The sequence below is a fragment of the Pedobacter sp. AC379 genome (genome assembly GCF_979258145.1).
On sequence record NZ_OZ409839.1, the window covers coordinates 2,815,509 to 2,831,826 of the forward strand.

Below are 16,318 nucleotides of genomic sequence, written 5' to 3' on the forward strand. Positions count from 1 at the left end.
CAACGTTAATTGTGTAGAATACCTGGCACAGGTGCTAACTACGTGATTTATATTCTTTTGAAAACAAAGCCCTATGGCTGTTGTAATGTGAGAAAAGCACAAGTCATGAAAAATTATATTAAACTGTTTTTGATTCCAATAACGGTATTGCTAACCAACTGCACTTCAGGGCAGAACAGTCCTGCTGATTCTCATCCCGGAAGCGGATCAGTAAAAGCTGGCCGTAATGATGGAGCAACAGAAAAGAAAGATACCAGCAAAAGAGATTCGACTGGTAATGAGAATAATAAGGTGCAATAAGAGCAATATCGATGATAAAAATATAGATGGTTAAGTTATTGCGTTCCGCTTAAATTCTACCGGAATAATATTGGTTGTTACTATAGCCTTTGCGATTCATTTTCTAATCCAGTTCTGCGGCTGTCGTTTGATTTAATTTTGGTATTACCAAAACGATAGGAGAAATTTAATCTAATCTGCCGGGTTTCGCCCATATAAGTGGTGTGAAGCAGTAAATTATTAAGCTGGGCATCTGTAATAATTTTATTAGTCCTGAAGATGTCAGAGGCTGCTAAGCTCAAAGTTGCTTTATCATGCATTAAACGTCTTTGCAGGCCTATGTCAAACTGCGAATTGCCTCTTATATAGCTATTTAATCCGCTTATGCTTTTTGATTTAATTACGCCTGTAGCCTCTGCAGTAATGTGGCCAAGTAGTTTAAAGGTTTGTTGAACATTAATTGTACCCGCAAAACGGCTTCGGTTGTAATTTCCATAGGCTGTAGTTCCCACTTTATTTTCCAGCAGATAACCCATGCCCGTCAGGCTCATATTCCACCATTTTGCGAGGGTGAGCTGTTGCGTTACGGTTAAATTTAAATTGTTTTGAAATCCAATATTCCGGGGTATCATATCTATAATGTTCCGATCCGAAACTTCCGTAATGGTGCTGCTTATATCACTTGTATGCGTATAACTTGTAGAGATAGTTGTTTTTTTGTAGCTGTATTGTAGTGCTAAAGTATTCGCATACTGCGCTTTCAGGAACGGATTTCCTTTCCAATAAGAAAGCTCATCTATAGGGTATGCAAATGGGTTCAGGTTGTTGTAGGCAGGGCGATCGATGCGACGGGCAAAACTTAGATTGTAGGTGCCTTCCTTCCCGGTTTTATAAGTTATTGCAGCTGTTGGAAAAATGTTAAGGTAATTTCTGACTACAGAAATTTCGGATAGGCCACTACCTTCGGTGGGCTGTAAGTCTCCTTTAGAATGGGTGTGTTCCAATCTCACTCCGATATCGAAACTTAATTTGTCATTCACAGGTGCCTCATATTTTAAGTATGCGGCATTTATCCGTTCATTGTAACTGAAAGTATTGGAGCGGTTAAAATCAATAACTTTTACGTTGCTGTTAACATTGTACTGGTTAAAAACATTTTCAGCGTCTACGTCAGAAAATTTAGCACCTGTGAACATTTTTCCTTTACCAATTGGAAAGCTGTAATCAGCCTTAACCGCATAGAGTTTAATTTTCCGGCTATTGGAAATAAGGAAATTATTGGAAGACAGAAATATTCCTTCAGGTGAATAATAGGCGTTAGTGCTCAGGTTATCTATAGCGGCATCAAAAACACCGTAATCTGCATCTATGTCCAAACTGGTTCGATTACGGCCTTTAAACCTGTAGTTTAAATTTGCATTATAACGGCTCGCCAATTGTTCGGGATAGCTGCTCTCACTGATAAGTTTTTGTAAAAGTGCCCCTGTAGTTTGATCAAATATATTTGTTGTCGGCGTAATCAGGCCGCCGCCACTTGAAGAATTAGCCTTCAACAACACTCCGATTGTTTTATTGGTATCTATTGCATAATCCAAACCCACGGTAGATCCAATATTATGTTTTTTATCAACGTCATGATTGGAGTTTAAATATATTTTTCCATTTGTTGTGCGGTCATAGTCGTAGTCCATTGTATAATGGCCAAAATTATGGTTGTAACTACCAAACGCACTCAGTTTACCTTTTCTGTAATTAACGCTCAAATTGGTACTTTGCTTTAAGGTATTACCTAAGGCCACACCATTATTAATTCTACCGTTAAACCCTTCGGCAATTGATTTTTGAAGCACCAGGTTAACAATGCCACCCGTTCCTGCGGCATCGTACTCAGCCGAAGGGTTTTTAATAACTTCTATAGCTTTTAATTCAGCTGCAGACATTGATTTGAGCAGTTGCGCCAGCTCCTCAGCCTGAAGATACGTTTGTCTGCCATTGATCATTACCAAGGCACTACTTGCTCCGTTAAGCGTAATTGTATTATCCTGGTTTACGATTACTCCTGGTGTTTTTTTTAATGCTTCCAGGCCGTTTAAACCTTGAGCGGTTATGCTGTTTTCAATGTTGTAAATCATTTTCCGGCCTTCTATTTTAACAAGCGGCTTACTCCCTGAACTTTGAATAACAACATCTTTTAAACTACGGGTGGTAGTTCCAATCTTTATAATACCCAGATCCATGTTGCCTGATACTTTTAACCGGTCGCTTTGGTAAGCCAGTGTGCCCAAATAACTGATCGAAATCATATAAGTACCAGCCTTTACTGCAAAAGAGAATTCCCCATTCTTATCGGTAAAGGTTTGTTTAATTGCCTCACCATCATTGCCATTTTTTAAAAATAAGGTTGCACCTGCTAAAACTTCATTGTTCGTATTCCTGATGATACCTTTTAACCTATAACCCGGAGTATTTTGTGCAAATGATTTCGAACAAAAACAGGTCACGATGAAGAATAAATAACAGATATTTCTTAAATTGATGGTTTTTATAATGCCCAATTGGATCAAATTTTATTGTTAATTTCTTTAAACTGCCTTAACATTTCCATTGCCTGCTAAACTATACTTAGCCTTTTCCCTGTAAAAACAGCGTTAATTCTTATTTTGAACTGTATTGAGCAGTAATATACATGGCTTTGATTATTATTTCGCATCATAAGCAAAGGAGGCTTAGGCGAAATCGGTTAATTAGGTTAATGGTAAATGATTTTTGAAGGTAAACATTTTTGCAACCGCGTTTAAATTAAACTGTTCTTTTCTTTTTATATCACTTGGTGGCGTTAATGCTCATTTGAAATTGGTTGCTCCCTCAAACATATAAAGTTGTGTAGAAGGAGATCGTTAAGCACAATTTATTTCTTATTATTAACGAAATATTATTCCATATGCCTGCTGAACAAGATATTTCGCTTTTATTTAACCTTATAAATAGCTTTGTACCGCTCACACAGCAAGATAAGGAACACTTGATTCCACATTTAAGTTATAGAAATGTTAAAAAAGGAGATTATTGGTTAGCCGAGGGCGAAAAGGAACAACAGGTTGGTTTTATCCTTGAAGGAAGTATGAGGCACTTTTATCTCCATGATGGAGAAGAAAAAACAACATACTTTTATTTCGAAAACAATCTGGTTAGCTCATATTTCAGTGCATTAACAGGAACTCCTTCAAAATTATCCATCCAGGCCATGTCTAACTGTCGCTTAATATCTTTTCCATATAAAATGCTGGTGCTTATGTATGAGCTATCGCCAAAATGGGAACGTTTTGGGAGAAAACTGGCAGAATATTTAGTAATCGGACTTGAAGAAAGGATGGTTGAGCTTTTGGTGCTTTCACCTGAAGAGCGGTATAACAGGCTTTTTAACAGCAATAAGAAAAAGATTCTTGAAAGAATGCCCCAACACCTCATCGCCAATTATCTTGGTATCACTCCGGTAAGCCTAAGTCGCATCCGAAAGCGTGCGGGTACAAAAAAGTAAATCGTGCGTATTTATTATCTTTTGTTAACGTTTCAGGCTTAAACTATTATTGAAATTTGAGGCTTAAACTAAAAGAAAATGAAAAAACTTATCAGGGCAGAAGCCATCGTACCATTTTTAATCATTTTACCCCTTATCTACGCTTTACCCATTCACTTTGCCTGGTGGATGTGGGTACTGCTCTTTTTAGCTCCCGACATTAGCATGCTTGGCTATTTGTTCGGCAATAGGGTAGGAGCGCTCTCTTATAATCTTTTCCATCATCAACTTTTGGCCGCCGCTATTGCAGTTATTGGTTTCATACTTCATTACAATTATATAGAACTGGCAGGGTTGGTGCTGTTGGGCCATAGTAGTATCGATCGGGCGATGGGTTATGGCCTTAAGTTTTCAACCGGATTTAAATTTACACACCTCGGAAGTATGGGTGGTGGCGAGTTGACGAATAATGAGGCAGTTTAGCGCATGGAATACACACTTATAAAAGCAAATATTTACCAAGAAAAGCAATGGCGAAGCTTCCAGGGGATATTTTCCAAACTCCAGAAGGCAACTGAAGCAAATAATGATTATTATCGCATTTAATTATCGAATAAAGTGCTAAGCACAAAAAACACAAATCCAATTTCTACTTTATGGAAATTTTCGAGCCACCCTGTATTCTCACAGCCCGTATTGACGATAAAAGTAAGGTGTTTTTTGATGAAATGAGGTCACGTTATTTTCCTCCTGAGCGAAATTTGCTAAGTGCCCATCTCACGTTGTTTCATAAACTCCCTGATACAAAGCAGACACTACAGATAGTCGAAGATGTAGCTCAGCAGCCTTTCGAATGCTGGGTAACTGCTTTAAAGAGTATTGGTAATGGTGTGGCTTATTTTATAGAAAGCAATGAACTTTCACAACTTCACCGGAATTTAGGGAATCAATTCCATCCGCACTTAAGTGCCCAGGATCGGCAAACAATTAGGCCGCACATTACTATACAAAATAAGGTGAAACCTGAAGTGGCGAAAGAACTATTACAGCTACTTCAGCCCAACTTTGAGCCATTTAAAATAACTGTACATGGTCTCGATCTATGGCATTACCTCAATGGCCCCTGGAAACATTACAGGTATTTTAACTTTGAAGCTTTGTAGTCCATTTAATTACTTTGCTCCATTGCTAACGAGATGATAAAGAAATTAATCCTGATTTACTTGACTAGATTTGATGCCCTGATTGCAAGTATTCTATTGTATTTATCAATCCGCCTTTTATTTTGTTGTTGCAGCAATGTTGGGTAAAGGTTCAATAATATATTTACAATCATAATTATTAAAGCAAATAAATACTGACCCTTAACTATTTTTACTATGGCAAAAGCCGTTACAAATGCAAAACCGATCAAATGACTGATTTCTGCAATAGTCATTTCATGGCGAAGGTTGGGTAATTCAGATGGCTGAATTTTTTTCTTCATGGATAGCTTTGGGTTAAAATATTTAAAGAAAGAATGTATAATAATCCATTTAAATATTCCTATGCCAATGTAACTGTTCACACGTTCATTTTTAAGGAAATTGAGGTTTGTCAGGTTCTGATTATAATATGTCGTCTTGATCAGGATTGCATTCACAACCATTCCTATAATCCATGAAATAACCGAGATGGAAAAGCTAAACGTGAGGTACTTTATCATTAATTTGTTGTTGAGCGAAATTTTTATAAAAATATAGGATTTATTGGCATTCGGGCATAAAAACATTTTCTTTCTTAAAAATTACTGGTCGTTTTTTACGCTGCTAAACTTCTAAAAGGTGTTTAATGCCAAGAAAAATATAAATTTGGAGCATGGCCTACATCTTTTGTACTATTTTAAATAGTGGTATATTTCTGCCAATTATTATTTTCTCTGGAATGGCCTACGCTATCCTGGCAAAAAAACTTACCGTTCAGGCTGCGGTTACAGGTGGGATATTGGCCTGCCTTATTTATTTAGCTTCTGGTTATATTGGTGTTGCAATGATGACAGCTTTTTTTATTTCCGGTTCAGTTGCCACATCTTGGCAACGCAATAAAAAGCAGGCATTTTTGATTGAAGAAGAAACAGGCAAAGGTCGTACAGCATCTCAGGTTTTGGCCAATGCAGGCGTTTCAGCACTGGCTGCTGTAATTATCATGTTTTTTCCTGGGTTGCGTAGTACAATGTTACTGGTAATTGCGGCCGCTTTTGCTTCTGCCACGGCAGATACATTATCGTCCGAACTGGGTATGCTTTATGGAAAACGGTTTTTTAATATAATAACATTTAAAACAGACCGCTGCGGAATGGATGGGGTAATTAGTTTAGAAGGTACTTTAATTGGTGTTGCTGGCAGTTGTATTATTGCTACGCTTTACGGCCTAGGGTTTGGCTGGAATATCAATATTGCCTTTATCGTAATTGCTGGTACAATCGGTAACCTAACCGATTCTGTGTTGGGCGCTTTGTTGGAAAGAAAAGGAATAATTGGAAACGATATAGTCAATTTTTTAAGTACTTTGTCGGCAGGAGTTGCTGTAGGTCTTCTTCAGGTTTTATTTTAGCATACCTTGTGGTTAATTGATCTGCTGATCGTAATTGGCCGAAAGGTGCAACTGATCGGTACTGACGATTTGGTGATATCGTTTTAAACGATAAGCTTTTAAAACGCCCGTTAGAAACGAGCGTTAGCATCCAAAAAAAATTTTCATTTTGAGGTACGAAGCAATCTTAATGCGCATGCCAATGGCGCTCGTTTTAAGATTGCTTCGTCGGCTGAAAAAGCCTTCTCGCAATGACGATTTGATGCCCGGATTCATATATGTTTGCGATCGTTTAAGATTGCTTCGTCGGCTGAAAAAGCCTTCTCAGCAATGACGATTTGATGCCCGGATTCATTTATGTTTGCGCTCTTTTCTAACGCATGCATAAATTGCTTTAATCTATATTGAGTGGTGTAGTTAACACCACCTCACGTGCTTGTAATAACGGCACAATCTGTTCTACCACCAGCGTTTTAAAATGCGTTGAGCTGCGGTGCGCATCCAGAGCGTTTTTATCGGCATAACCTTCAAACAGAATTAACGTATTTGCATCGGTATGACTTTGGTGTACATCATAAAACAAGTTTCCTTCTTCAGCAATACTTTGTTTCCTTACTTCAGTGAGTAAGTTAAGTACGTTTTGCAATTGTCCGTCTTTGATCTGCCAGGTGGCAAATACATGAATAGCTTCGTTTTTCATTTTTTATGCATTTACAGTGTTTAAAATCGCTACAATTTTTTCTCCTACTGCTTTGGCCGAAGCTGGGTTTTGGCCAGTTACCAGGTTGCCATCTGCAATACTATTATCGGCCCATGGTGCTGCGGTATGGAAAATTGCCCCCTGTGCTGCAAGTGCAGTTTGCAAATCGAAAGGAACATCTGCTTTTGCATAATGATCTTCCTCTTCGGTAGTAAATGAAGTTATATTTTTACCGTTTACTAAAAATGAACCATCGCTTAATTTTACATTAAGTAACGATACCGGGCCGTGGCACACCGCACCTACAACGGCATTTCGCTCGTAGGTTTCGGCAATAACCTTTTTAAGTAGTGGAGCTTCTGGCATATCAACCATAGGGGCTAAACCACCAGGAATAAAAATAGCATCGTAAATACTTGCATCTACTGCTGAAAGTTGTGTTCCCTGTTGCATATCTTCCCAACCTTTTCCGGTTAAAAAATTAAGGTTATCTGGATCAGAGGCCAAATTCAAGGCGTCAAGATAGGGTGTTTCTCCTGTTAAACTGGCAAAATCGATCTGGTAACCTGCCTTTTCAAATTCAGCGTATGGGTGTGCTACTTCTGGAAGAAAAGTACCTGTTCTTCTATTTTTTGGACCTATGGCATTGGCATTGGAAACAATGATTAAAATTTTCTTGTTCATGACTTTATCATTTAAAATGTTGGTTGTTTTTACATTTCAAATGTCCTCAATATCCTAATGCTGTACGAGGAGGCAAGTCACTAAAAAAGTGTGATCGTAATCACACTCCTGTTAGCTGTTTTTATTTGCCGAGTAAAGCCTGCTTAAAGTTTCGCGACTTACACCGAGGTATTCGGCAATATATTTTTTGGGTATTTGCTGGATTAAATGGGGATAAAGCTGTGCAAACTCCTCATACCGTTGCTGCGGATTGCCTGAGAGCAGCGAAATAATCCGGCGTTGCTGGGCTATATAACCATTGGTAAGTTTTGCCCTGAAAAAGTGTTCCATTTTATGCATTTCGGCCGCTAATGTTTCTCTGCCTTGTAAAGTGAGGCACAGTATTTCGGCATCTTCCATACAGGTGATGTGAAGCGTGGCTTTTCGCTCCTTAAAATAGGCCTGGTAATCGGCCATCCACCAGTTTTCGCCAGCAAATTGAACTATATGCTCCTTTCCATCACTGTCTAAATAAAACATTCTGAAAATGCCTGATAAGATTAAGTACTCAAAATTTGCCTGGTCGCCATCCTGTATCAGGTACTGGTGTTTTTTAACTCTTTTTGTGGTAAAAAAAGTCTGTATGTAAGCAAATTCTTCATCAGTTACTGCAACTATTTCTTCTATATGTTTCCTTAATTTTTCCATTTGTATTCAGCGGATGAAAGTAGAAAAAATAAAGCCCTGTTCAAAACGCTCTGTTGCACCAATCAGGGAAAAACAAAACAATTGATTGCAACGGCAAAAAGCAGGAATTTTGAAATAATTTGTTTCGATTTATTGATTAACCTTTAACCAATGCTTAATCAAATCGTAAAACGTAATTAAACATATACCAATGCCATTGAGTTAAAGATGCTTTTATTCAGTCGTAATAATTTGCTTGCTTTATTTTATCTTTGCCGCTAATTTAATACCCCAGATTGTGATTAATGTAAATAACATCTCCGTTTCATTTGGCGGAACTACCCTTTTTAGCGACGTAACTTTTTCTATAAACGAGAATGATAAAATCGCGCTGATGGGAAAAAATGGTGCAGGTAAATCAACCATGTTAAAAATTATAGCGGATGTGGCCAAACCTACCACTGGTAGTGTTACCGGACCAAAAGACGCTGTAATTGCCTACTTGCCTCAGCATTTATTAACTCAGGACAAACTCACCGTTTTTGAGGAAACGATGAAAGCTTTTGAAGAAGTAAATAAAATGCAAAAGGAGCTTGATGAGTTGAATGAACAGCTTACCATCCGTACGGATTATGAAAGTGATGATTACATGAAACTCATTGAAAGGGTATCGGAGCTGAGCGAGACATTTTATTCGATAGAGGAAACCAATTACGACGCTGAAGTAGAGAAAGTATTAAAAGGCCTGGGTTTTGAACGTAAAGATTTTACGCGCCAAACTTCGGAGTTTTCGGGCGGCTGGCGTATGCGTATTGAACTGGCAAAAATTTTATTGAAGAAACCTGATCTTATTTTGCTCGATGAGCCCACCAACCACATGGATATTGAAAGCATTCAGTGGCTGGAAGATTTCCTGATCAACTCGGCAAAAGCAGTGATGGTTATTTCTCACGATCGTACTTTTGTGGATAACATTACCAACCGGACCATTGAGGTTACGATGGGTAGGATATACGATTATAAAGCAAAATATACGCACTACCTTCAATTGCGGGCCGATCGCCGCATACACCAATTAAAGGCTTACGAGGAGCAGCAACGTTTTATTGCCGATAATCAAGAATTTATTGATCGGTTTAGAGGCACTTATTCGAAAACCCTGCAGGTACAATCGCGTGTAAAAATGCTAGAGAAACTTGAGGTAATTGAAATCGATGAAGTGGATACCTCTGCATTGCGCTTAAAGTTTCCACCTTCACCACGTTCGGGGCAATATCCGGTAATGGTAGAAGAGTTAACCAAAACCTATGGCGACCATGTTGTTTTCGAAAAAGCATCGATGGTGATCGAAAGGGGAGAAAAGGTGGCTTTTGTTGGTAAAAACGGCGAAGGTAAATCTACAATGATCAAAGCCATTATGGGTGAGATTGATTTTGAAGGAAATTTAAAAGTTGGGCACAATGCCAAAATTGGATATTTTGCACAAAACCAGGCGGCCTTGCTTGATGAAAGCTTAACAGTATTCGAAACCATTGATCAGATTCCGTTAACGGATGGCACGATCAAAATAAAAGATCTTTTGGGTGCTTTTATGTTCAGTGGCGATGATACCACGAAAAAGGTTAAGGTACTTTCTGGCGGAGAGAAAACTCGCCTTGCCATGATTAAGTTGCTTTTAGAGCCTGTAAATGTGTTGATACTGGATGAGCCTACCAACCATTTGGATATGAAAACGAAGGATATTATTAAAGATGCACTGAAAGATTTTGATGGTACTTTAATCCTGGTATCCCACGATCGCGATTTCTTGGATGGATTGGCTGCTAAAGTATTTGAGTTTGGGAATAAACGTGTGCGCGAACATTTTGAAGATATTAAAGGCTTCCTGGCCTATAAGAAAATGAACAGCTTGAAAGAAATTGAGCAAAGCTAAAATAATGTTATTAAGGTATTTCGGGTTCAGTTCGATAAGGGCTGAACCTTTTTTTTGCTTTTAATTTTCGGTTTCTGTCGGTAACACATTTTTCAGTAATGTTTTAAACCGTATTGCATTGTTTTGTTCAACTGTAATGGTAATGTGGCCGGTTTTACTGGTGTGTGTATCGCTTATCCTGCCCGATTTTCCTTTATGGGTTCCTGCGATAATTATGCATTGATCGCCATCTTTTAAAACTGAATGATCTGCGTTACTCATTATAATTAAACTGAGGGATGATTGATGTAATAAAGCTATGAAATAATTTTGGTGGCAGGTAATGGAGTGTTATAATATTGTTTATGGGTTTTGATTTCATCTTTTTTACCATTAAGGAATTAAGTAAATTAAGCAGCTTTTGTGGTAATAAATGCAGGCTATGAACCATCAACCATCAACTATCGACCATCAACTATCACCATTAAGGAATTAAGTAAATTAAGAAGTTTTTGTAGTATTAAATTCAGCTATGATCTATGGACAATTAACCATCAACTATTGACTATCAAGTGAAAACCATCAACTGAAAACCATCTCCTATTAACCATCAACAAAAAACTATTCATGAAGTACTAAAATAGCTTTCACTGATTTGTTCATCACCTGGTTAACCGTACTGCTGGTAAATAAGCGGTAAATGATGTTGTGGTGGTGTTTAACCAAACAAAGTATATCGGTATGGTTGCTTTTAATAAAATCCATAATGCCATTTGGCGCACTGTTGTGCATCATGTAATTAAATTCTATCTCTGTATCGGGAAGCAGTTCTCTAATTCTCTTTTCGCCGGTTTGTATGTGCGCTTCGTCTGATTTTTCTGCAACGTAAAGCACCTGCATTCTTTTTGTTCCCGATGCTTTTAACAGCTCACTTAATGCGGTTATATCTTTTGGAGATAAAACCGTTTCATAATCGGTGGCCAATGTAATGATTGGGAAATTTGTAAAACTACTTTCCAAAGGCACAATTAAGGTTGGGATTCTCATTTTTGTAACCGCCATACTGGCATTGCTGCCCACTATTCCGCTAATTCCTGTTGCCCCGGTTATACCCATCACCAGCAGTTCTACAGGGTTGTTCTCGGTATGTTTTGTAATTACCGTTTTTAAAAACCCCACGTCGCATTTGGTTTCCAGTTTAACATCGCCCAGGTTTTCTCTCTCACTGATGTTTTCTGCCCATTCTTTTAGTGCTGCTTTTTTATTTGCGTAGTATGATTCGATAAAAATGGCATTGTAGGTGCTGTTATTAATGCCTTCGGTAGGGTGTATGGCATGAATGGCTATAACTTCCATTTTCAACGTTTTTGCCATTGCCAGCGCATAGGCCAGGGCATTGCCAGCGCTTCTTGAAAAATCTGTTGCTACAAGTATCTGCTTCATTTTTGGGAGAATATATAGAGATTGTAATACTGTTTATATAAACAGGTGAAAAAGCATAAATAATAAAATAGATAATATAATTGATACCGGTAGGGTGAGTATCCATGCTAAACCAATGTTTTTCAGCGTATTGTTATTAAGGTTTTTTCTTCCTCCCGAGGCCACCATCGCACCTGCAATACCGCTTGAAAGTACATGTGTGGTACTTACAGGAAGGCCGAAGGCTGTGCTTAAGCCAATGGTAGAAGCTGCAACAATTTCGGAAGTAGCACCCTGGGCATAATTTAAATGTTCATTCCCTATTTTTTCACCAATGGTAACAGCTATGCGTTTCCAGCCAATCATTGTACCCAGGCCAAGTGAGATGGATATCATCAGTATAACCCAAAGCGGTGCAAATTCTACCAGTTTTGATAATTCAGAAACATTATCAGCAAGAATCTGATCGTCGTTTGCATTAATAATAAGTGTTTTATCTGCGCTCACCAGTTTTACTGAAGCAACCACATCTTCAATCTGCTTACGGAAAAGATAGGTATTTTTCTTATCAGTTTCGTTCTTTAAGGAAAGGTGAAATTTAGCTTTGTCTATTTTTGCAATCAAATTGCTGATGTTTAACTTATTGCCCTGGTTAAGCATTGCTGTTTTTTTAAGCACCTGCTCGGTTTGGTTCAGTTGATATAAAACTTTATTATTCGGGATGTGGTGGTTTACAGCAAATTTAGCGGGTAAAAAAGCAATTAAAATCAGCATCAGTAAACCCACACCTTTTTGTCCGTCGTTACTGCCATGAAAAAAGCTTACCAGTGTACAGGTGGTGATGAGTAAACCCCTTATCAACAATGGTGGCCGATCGTTTTCGCCATGTGGAATGTGGAAAAGGGCATGGTATTTAATTACATGTTTTAAAAAATACATCAATAAAACTGCTAGTCCTAAGCCAATAATCGGTGATAATATTAACGACAATCCAATTTCTTCAGCCTTGCCCCAGTTTACACCGTTGCCGCCATAATACCAGGTAAAAGCCAAACCGGCACCAATCATGGCTCCGATCATGGTGTGTGAGCTTGAGCACGGAATCCCTAAATACCATGTGCCCAGGTTCCAGGCAATTGAAGCGAGTAAAACAGCCAGTACCATCGCTGCGCCAACGCCAACAGGCAGGTTCATCAGCGCATCTAATGGTACAAGTTTTAAAATTCCCATGGCAACGGCTATTCCCCCGGTAAATACGCCCATAAAGTTCCAAAAGCCCGACCACGGAATGGCAATAACTGGTTTAAGTGCTTTAGTGTAAATTACTGTGGCCACTGCATTGGCCGTATCGTGAAAGCCATTTACAAACTCAAAACCCACAACAGCAAGCAGGCAAAGCATAAAAACAACAGTAAGGGGAGTACTTAAATCGGTGTTGCCTAAAAAGGGTATGATGGTGGAGAACGACGGCATAAAATCTGTTAGATTATTCATTCGGCAGATCACTTATCTGCTCAGTTCAAATAAATGAATTAGTAACTGATTTAAATCGTTCGGGATGTTAAATGATTGTTATCAAAAGGTTAAAGCGCTTGTTCATTGCCGACATAAATTTGCTGGATCCAAATGAAATTAATCAATGGATCCTTGCTGGAACTTCGGCTGTTTTAATCTATATAAATGGCAAAAGACTGTTATCAGGATTCGGAATTTAGAGGACAAATAATAAGCAGCAGAATTAATTTATCTTTAACAGTAATAGCTTTTAAAATAAAGCGTTAACTAAATAAATGTGAAAAAATGTTAAACCAAGCCAGCATTTAAAACCTTTTAAGGGTTACACATGTTGATGCTCTTTACTACTTTGATATGATAAGAAAAGGCCGCGTACAAACTTTTAATAAGTTTGATGGAATAGGGACAATTATTGATGAAAATGATCAGGAAATTTCCTTTTCAGTCGAAAGCCTGATTGAATGGCCTAGAGCAAACGAAGAAGTTACATTCGGCATTGCGCTAACTGCATTGGGCTTAATGGCTACAGATATTGTACCTCTTTACCAAAGAATCGTATTTGAAGAAAAAGTAGAGGTAATACCAGGAGATTTACCAAACTCTTTATTCGAAACTGCGTTTATCGGGCCAGGAGGGAATTAACGAAACAAAACGTTAAGTCGCTTCAAAATATTATCCTTAAAGTTCTTTTCTCCATTCATTCGTAATCTGCTCTTCCACGCTTAATTTTCGCCTTAAGTTTAATACCCATTATATATTTATAAACATCCTGATGCTTTAAAGGCTTATTTATTTACTTTTGACGTCCCCGAATTTGATGGGATTTAACTGTACGGATATTTGACATGGCGACAACAACAAATGAACAGGTAGCGGTAAAAGCAACTTATTTTAGCATCATCGGCAATACCATGTTAGCCATAATAAAAGGTGCAGCCGGTATTTTTGGAAATTCTTACGCCTTAATTGCTGATGCCATCGAATCTACTGCCGATATTTTTTCTTCTTGTTTGGTATTGTTCGGCATTAAATATTCTAATCGCCCTGCGGATGAAAATCATCCCTATGGGCACGGTAGGGCCGAACCTTTAATTACATTTTTGGTAGTCGGTTTTTTAATTACCTCTGCAACAATTATTGCCTACGAAAGTATTCAGAACATTAAAACCCCGCATGGTCTGCCAAAGCCATTTACCTTATTTATTCTGGGCGCAATAATCATCTGGAAAGAGATTTCATTCAGATTGGTAATGAAACGGAGTAAAGAAACCAACAGCTCATCATTAAAGGCCGACGCATGGCACCACAGAAGTGATGCCATTACTTCAGTGGCCGCTTTTATCGGTATTTCGATTGCCTTGTTTATGGGCAAGGGCTATGAAGCAGCAGATGATTGGTCGGCATTGTTTGCTGCTGGTTTTATTCTATATAACTGTTACCATATTTTCAGACCTGCGCTCGGCGAAATCATGGATGAGAACCTGTACGAAGATATTATTGCAGAAATTAGAAAAGTAGCTGCCACCGTACAGGGAATTGCAGGTACCGAAAAATGTTTTATCCGTAAATCGGGCATGAAATACCATGTAGATCTCCACGCACTTGTTGATGGTGAACTTTCGGTTAGAGCCGGTCACGAACTTGCACATAGATTACAAGATACTTTGCATAAAGTGATTCCAGAGCTTGGTAATATTTTAATTCACATTGAACCTTATGAGTAAGTGTAATTAAGGCGTGTTATAAATGCGTAATTGTTAGGCTGGGGAAGAGTAAGGGGAAGTAATCTTTTTAGGTTTTTTACTTGGTCGTCATTCTCGCGTATGCGGGAATCGTAATGCGGTTGCTGTTTTTCGCTCCGCTCGGGCTTGCCTCGGTTCACCGCCACCGAGGGGGCTCTTACCTTTTTCTTGATAAAAAGGTAACCAAAAATCAAGGCTTGGAACTGATGTCGGATAAATTCGTTAAAGCTTTTTGGTCGTCAGCACAAGTTCCGCCGAAGGGGGCGGAAAGTGTGTGCTGCCCCAATTCAGTTATAGAGGAAAAGGTAACGATAAAGCTTTAACGTTTTATCCTTCCATCATTTCCTATGCCGGATAGCAGGGAGGAGATAGCGAGGTGCAAATAGCATGATGCAGGTAACGCGTTAAATTCGTCATCTCGACCGTAGTGGAGAGATCTTTGGATTTACTACCTATATAAATCCGTCATTCTCGCGCATGCGGGAATCGTAATGCGGTTGCAATTTTTGCCCTTGGCTCGGGCTTGCCTCGGCTCACCGCCACCGAAGGGCTTTTACTTTTGGCTTGGGGCAAAAGTAACAAACCTGAGCGCAGCGAAAGCATGACTACCTATAAAAACGACTAACACCAAGGCATAACTGAAAGGCTTGGAACTGATGTCGGATAAATTCGTTAAAGCTTTTTAGTCGTCAGCACAAGTTCCGCCGAAGGGGGCGGAAAGTGTGTGCTGCCTCAATGCAACGATGGAAGGAAAAGGTAACGATAAAGCTTTAACGCTTTCTCCTACCATCATTTCCTATGCTGGCGCAAGATACCACTGTAGTTAAAGCACCATAGCCAACAATAGCAGATAAGTTGCTTTTAGGTAGCTAGTCGGAGCTTTTAGGTAGTGAGTCGGAGCTTTTAGGTCAAACGATTAGGGTCAGAGGTCAAACGATTTGGGTCAGAGGTCAAACGATTAGGGTCAGAGGGCAAACGATTGGGGTCGGAGGTCAAACGATTAGGGTCAGAGGTCAAACGATTAGGGTCAAAGGTCAAACGATTGAGGTCAGAGGTCAAACGATTAGGGTCAAAGGTCAAACGATTAGGGTCAGAGGTCAAACGATTAGGGTCAGAGGTCAAACGATTAGGGTCAGAGGTCAAACGATTAGGGTCGGAGGTCAAACGATTAGGGTCAGAGGTCAAACGATTAGGGTCAGAGGTGGGTCTGTTCAATAAACTGTGTCAAAAAGAAAGTTGCATTACCTTGCATTTGGTCAACCCGATAATTTTTAGCTATCTTATCCCCATTCTAACAAATATTTTTTCTT

General features: G+C 38.9%; 17 protein-coding genes. 8 read left to right on the top strand and 9 right to left on the bottom strand.

Annotated features, from left to right (window positions below):
* The first annotated feature begins 105 nt into the window (after window positions 1-105).
* The gene (locus ACZZZW_RS12645; protein WP_055904413.1) at window positions 106-300 is read left to right on the top strand and encodes a hypothetical protein; all 195 of its coding nucleotides are present in this window, start codon (window positions 106-108) and stop codon (window positions 298-300) included.
* Between the two features lie 80 nt (window positions 301-380).
* On the opposite strand, the gene ACZZZW_RS12650 is transcribed toward ACZZZW_RS12645, so the two are convergent.
* A complete protein-coding gene (locus ACZZZW_RS12650) occupies window positions 381-2,834 on the bottom strand; it encodes an outer membrane beta-barrel protein (protein ID WP_055904416.1) in 2,454 nt (817 codons plus the stop codon).
* A gap of 386 nt (window positions 2,835-3,220) precedes the next feature.
* Between ACZZZW_RS12650 and ACZZZW_RS12655 the strand changes: the two genes are divergently transcribed.
* From ACZZZW_RS12655 to ACZZZW_RS12665, 3 genes are all read left to right on the top strand, one after another.
* Window positions 3,221-3,817 (top strand): Crp/Fnr family transcriptional regulator, encoded by a 597-nt coding sequence (locus ACZZZW_RS12655; RefSeq protein WP_463493812.1) that lies wholly within the window; start codon window positions 3,221-3,223, stop codon window positions 3,815-3,817.
* A 78-nt stretch (window positions 3,818-3,895) separates the two neighbouring features.
* On the top strand, window positions 3,896-4,279 hold the full coding sequence (locus ACZZZW_RS12660) for a DUF4260 domain-containing protein (protein ID WP_055904421.1): 384 nt from the start codon (window positions 3,896-3,898) through the stop codon (window positions 4,277-4,279).
* Window positions 4,280-4,452: 173 nt separating this feature from the next.
* A complete protein-coding gene (locus ACZZZW_RS12665; protein ID WP_055904425.1) occupies window positions 4,453-4,959 on the top strand; it encodes a 2'-5' RNA ligase family protein in 507 nt (168 codons plus the stop codon).
* 56 nt (window positions 4,960-5,015) lie between these two features.
* Here the strand turns inward: ACZZZW_RS12665 and ACZZZW_RS12670 are convergent, their stop codons facing one another.
* Window positions 5,016-5,501: a glycosyl-4,4'-diaponeurosporenoate acyltransferase CrtO family protein gene (locus ACZZZW_RS12670; protein ID WP_055904428.1), complete on the bottom strand. Its 486-nt coding sequence runs from the start codon at window positions 5,499-5,501 to the stop codon at window positions 5,016-5,018.
* A gap of 152 nt (window positions 5,502-5,653) precedes the next feature.
* Between ACZZZW_RS12670 and ACZZZW_RS12675 the strand changes: the two genes are divergently transcribed.
* A complete protein-coding gene (locus tag ACZZZW_RS12675) occupies window positions 5,654-6,388 on the top strand; it encodes a DUF92 domain-containing protein (RefSeq protein ID WP_055904430.1) in 735 nt (244 codons plus the stop codon).
* Between the two features lie 373 nt (window positions 6,389-6,761).
* Here the strand turns inward: ACZZZW_RS12675 and ACZZZW_RS12680 are convergent, their stop codons facing one another.
* From ACZZZW_RS12680 to ACZZZW_RS12690, 3 genes are all read right to left on the bottom strand, one after another.
* A complete protein-coding gene (locus tag ACZZZW_RS12680; RefSeq protein ID WP_055904433.1) occupies window positions 6,762-7,067 on the bottom strand; it encodes a putative quinol monooxygenase in 306 nt (101 codons plus the stop codon).
* Between the two features lie 3 nt (window positions 7,068-7,070).
* On the bottom strand, window positions 7,071-7,751 hold the full coding sequence (locus ACZZZW_RS12685) for a type 1 glutamine amidotransferase domain-containing protein (protein WP_055904437.1): 681 nt from the start codon (window positions 7,749-7,751) through the stop codon (window positions 7,071-7,073).
* A 111-nt stretch (window positions 7,752-7,862) separates the two neighbouring features.
* Window positions 7,863-8,438 (bottom strand): Crp/Fnr family transcriptional regulator, encoded by a 576-nt coding sequence (locus tag ACZZZW_RS12690; RefSeq protein WP_463493815.1) that lies wholly within the window; start codon window positions 8,436-8,438, stop codon window positions 7,863-7,865.
* A gap of 277 nt (window positions 8,439-8,715) precedes the next feature.
* Here ACZZZW_RS12690 and ACZZZW_RS12695 point away from each other — a divergent pair, with 277 nt between their 5' ends.
* Window positions 8,716-10,350 carry an ABC-F family ATP-binding cassette domain-containing protein gene (locus tag ACZZZW_RS12695; protein ID WP_055904708.1) on the top strand — a complete coding sequence of 545 codons (1,635 nt, stop codon included), beginning with the start codon at window positions 8,716-8,718 and terminating at the stop codon, window positions 10,348-10,350.
* A gap of 60 nt (window positions 10,351-10,410) precedes the next feature.
* Here the strand turns inward: ACZZZW_RS12695 and ACZZZW_RS12700 are convergent, their stop codons facing one another.
* The 3 genes from ACZZZW_RS12700 to ACZZZW_RS12710 all read right to left on the bottom strand — a co-directional run bounded on the left by ACZZZW_RS12700 (window position 10,411) and on the right by ACZZZW_RS12710 (window position 13,245).
* On the bottom strand, window positions 10,411-10,611 hold the full coding sequence (locus tag ACZZZW_RS12700; RefSeq protein WP_463493818.1) for a KOW motif-containing protein: 201 nt from the start codon (window positions 10,609-10,611) through the stop codon (window positions 10,411-10,413).
* Between the two features lie 339 nt (window positions 10,612-10,950).
* Complete coding sequence (locus ACZZZW_RS12705; protein WP_055904446.1) at window positions 10,951-11,772, bottom strand: universal stress protein; 822 nt, start codon at window positions 11,770-11,772, stop codon at window positions 10,951-10,953.
* Window positions 11,773-11,805: 33 nt separating this feature from the next.
* Complete coding sequence (locus tag ACZZZW_RS12710; RefSeq protein ID WP_235526000.1) at window positions 11,806-13,245, bottom strand: inorganic phosphate transporter; 1,440 nt, start codon at window positions 13,243-13,245, stop codon at window positions 11,806-11,808.
* A 375-nt stretch (window positions 13,246-13,620) separates the two neighbouring features.
* Between ACZZZW_RS12710 and ACZZZW_RS12715 the strand changes: the two genes are divergently transcribed.
* Both ACZZZW_RS12715 and ACZZZW_RS12720 read left to right on the top strand, forming a co-directional pair.
* Window positions 13,621-13,908, top strand: a complete 288-nt coding sequence (locus ACZZZW_RS12715; protein ID WP_055904448.1) for a hypothetical protein — start codon at window positions 13,621-13,623, stop codon at window positions 13,906-13,908.
* Between the two features lie 203 nt (window positions 13,909-14,111).
* Window positions 14,112-14,990 carry a cation diffusion facilitator family transporter gene (locus tag ACZZZW_RS12720; protein ID WP_055904451.1) on the top strand — a complete coding sequence of 293 codons (879 nt, stop codon included), beginning with the start codon at window positions 14,112-14,114 and terminating at the stop codon, window positions 14,988-14,990.
* A gap of 921 nt (window positions 14,991-15,911) precedes the next feature.
* On the opposite strand, the gene ACZZZW_RS12725 is transcribed toward ACZZZW_RS12720, so the two are convergent.
* The gene (locus tag ACZZZW_RS12725; RefSeq protein ID WP_463493821.1) at window positions 15,912-16,223 is read right to left on the bottom strand and encodes a hypothetical protein; all 312 of its coding nucleotides are present in this window, start codon (window positions 16,221-16,223) and stop codon (window positions 15,912-15,914) included.
* Window positions 16,224-16,318: the final 95 nt, after the last annotated feature.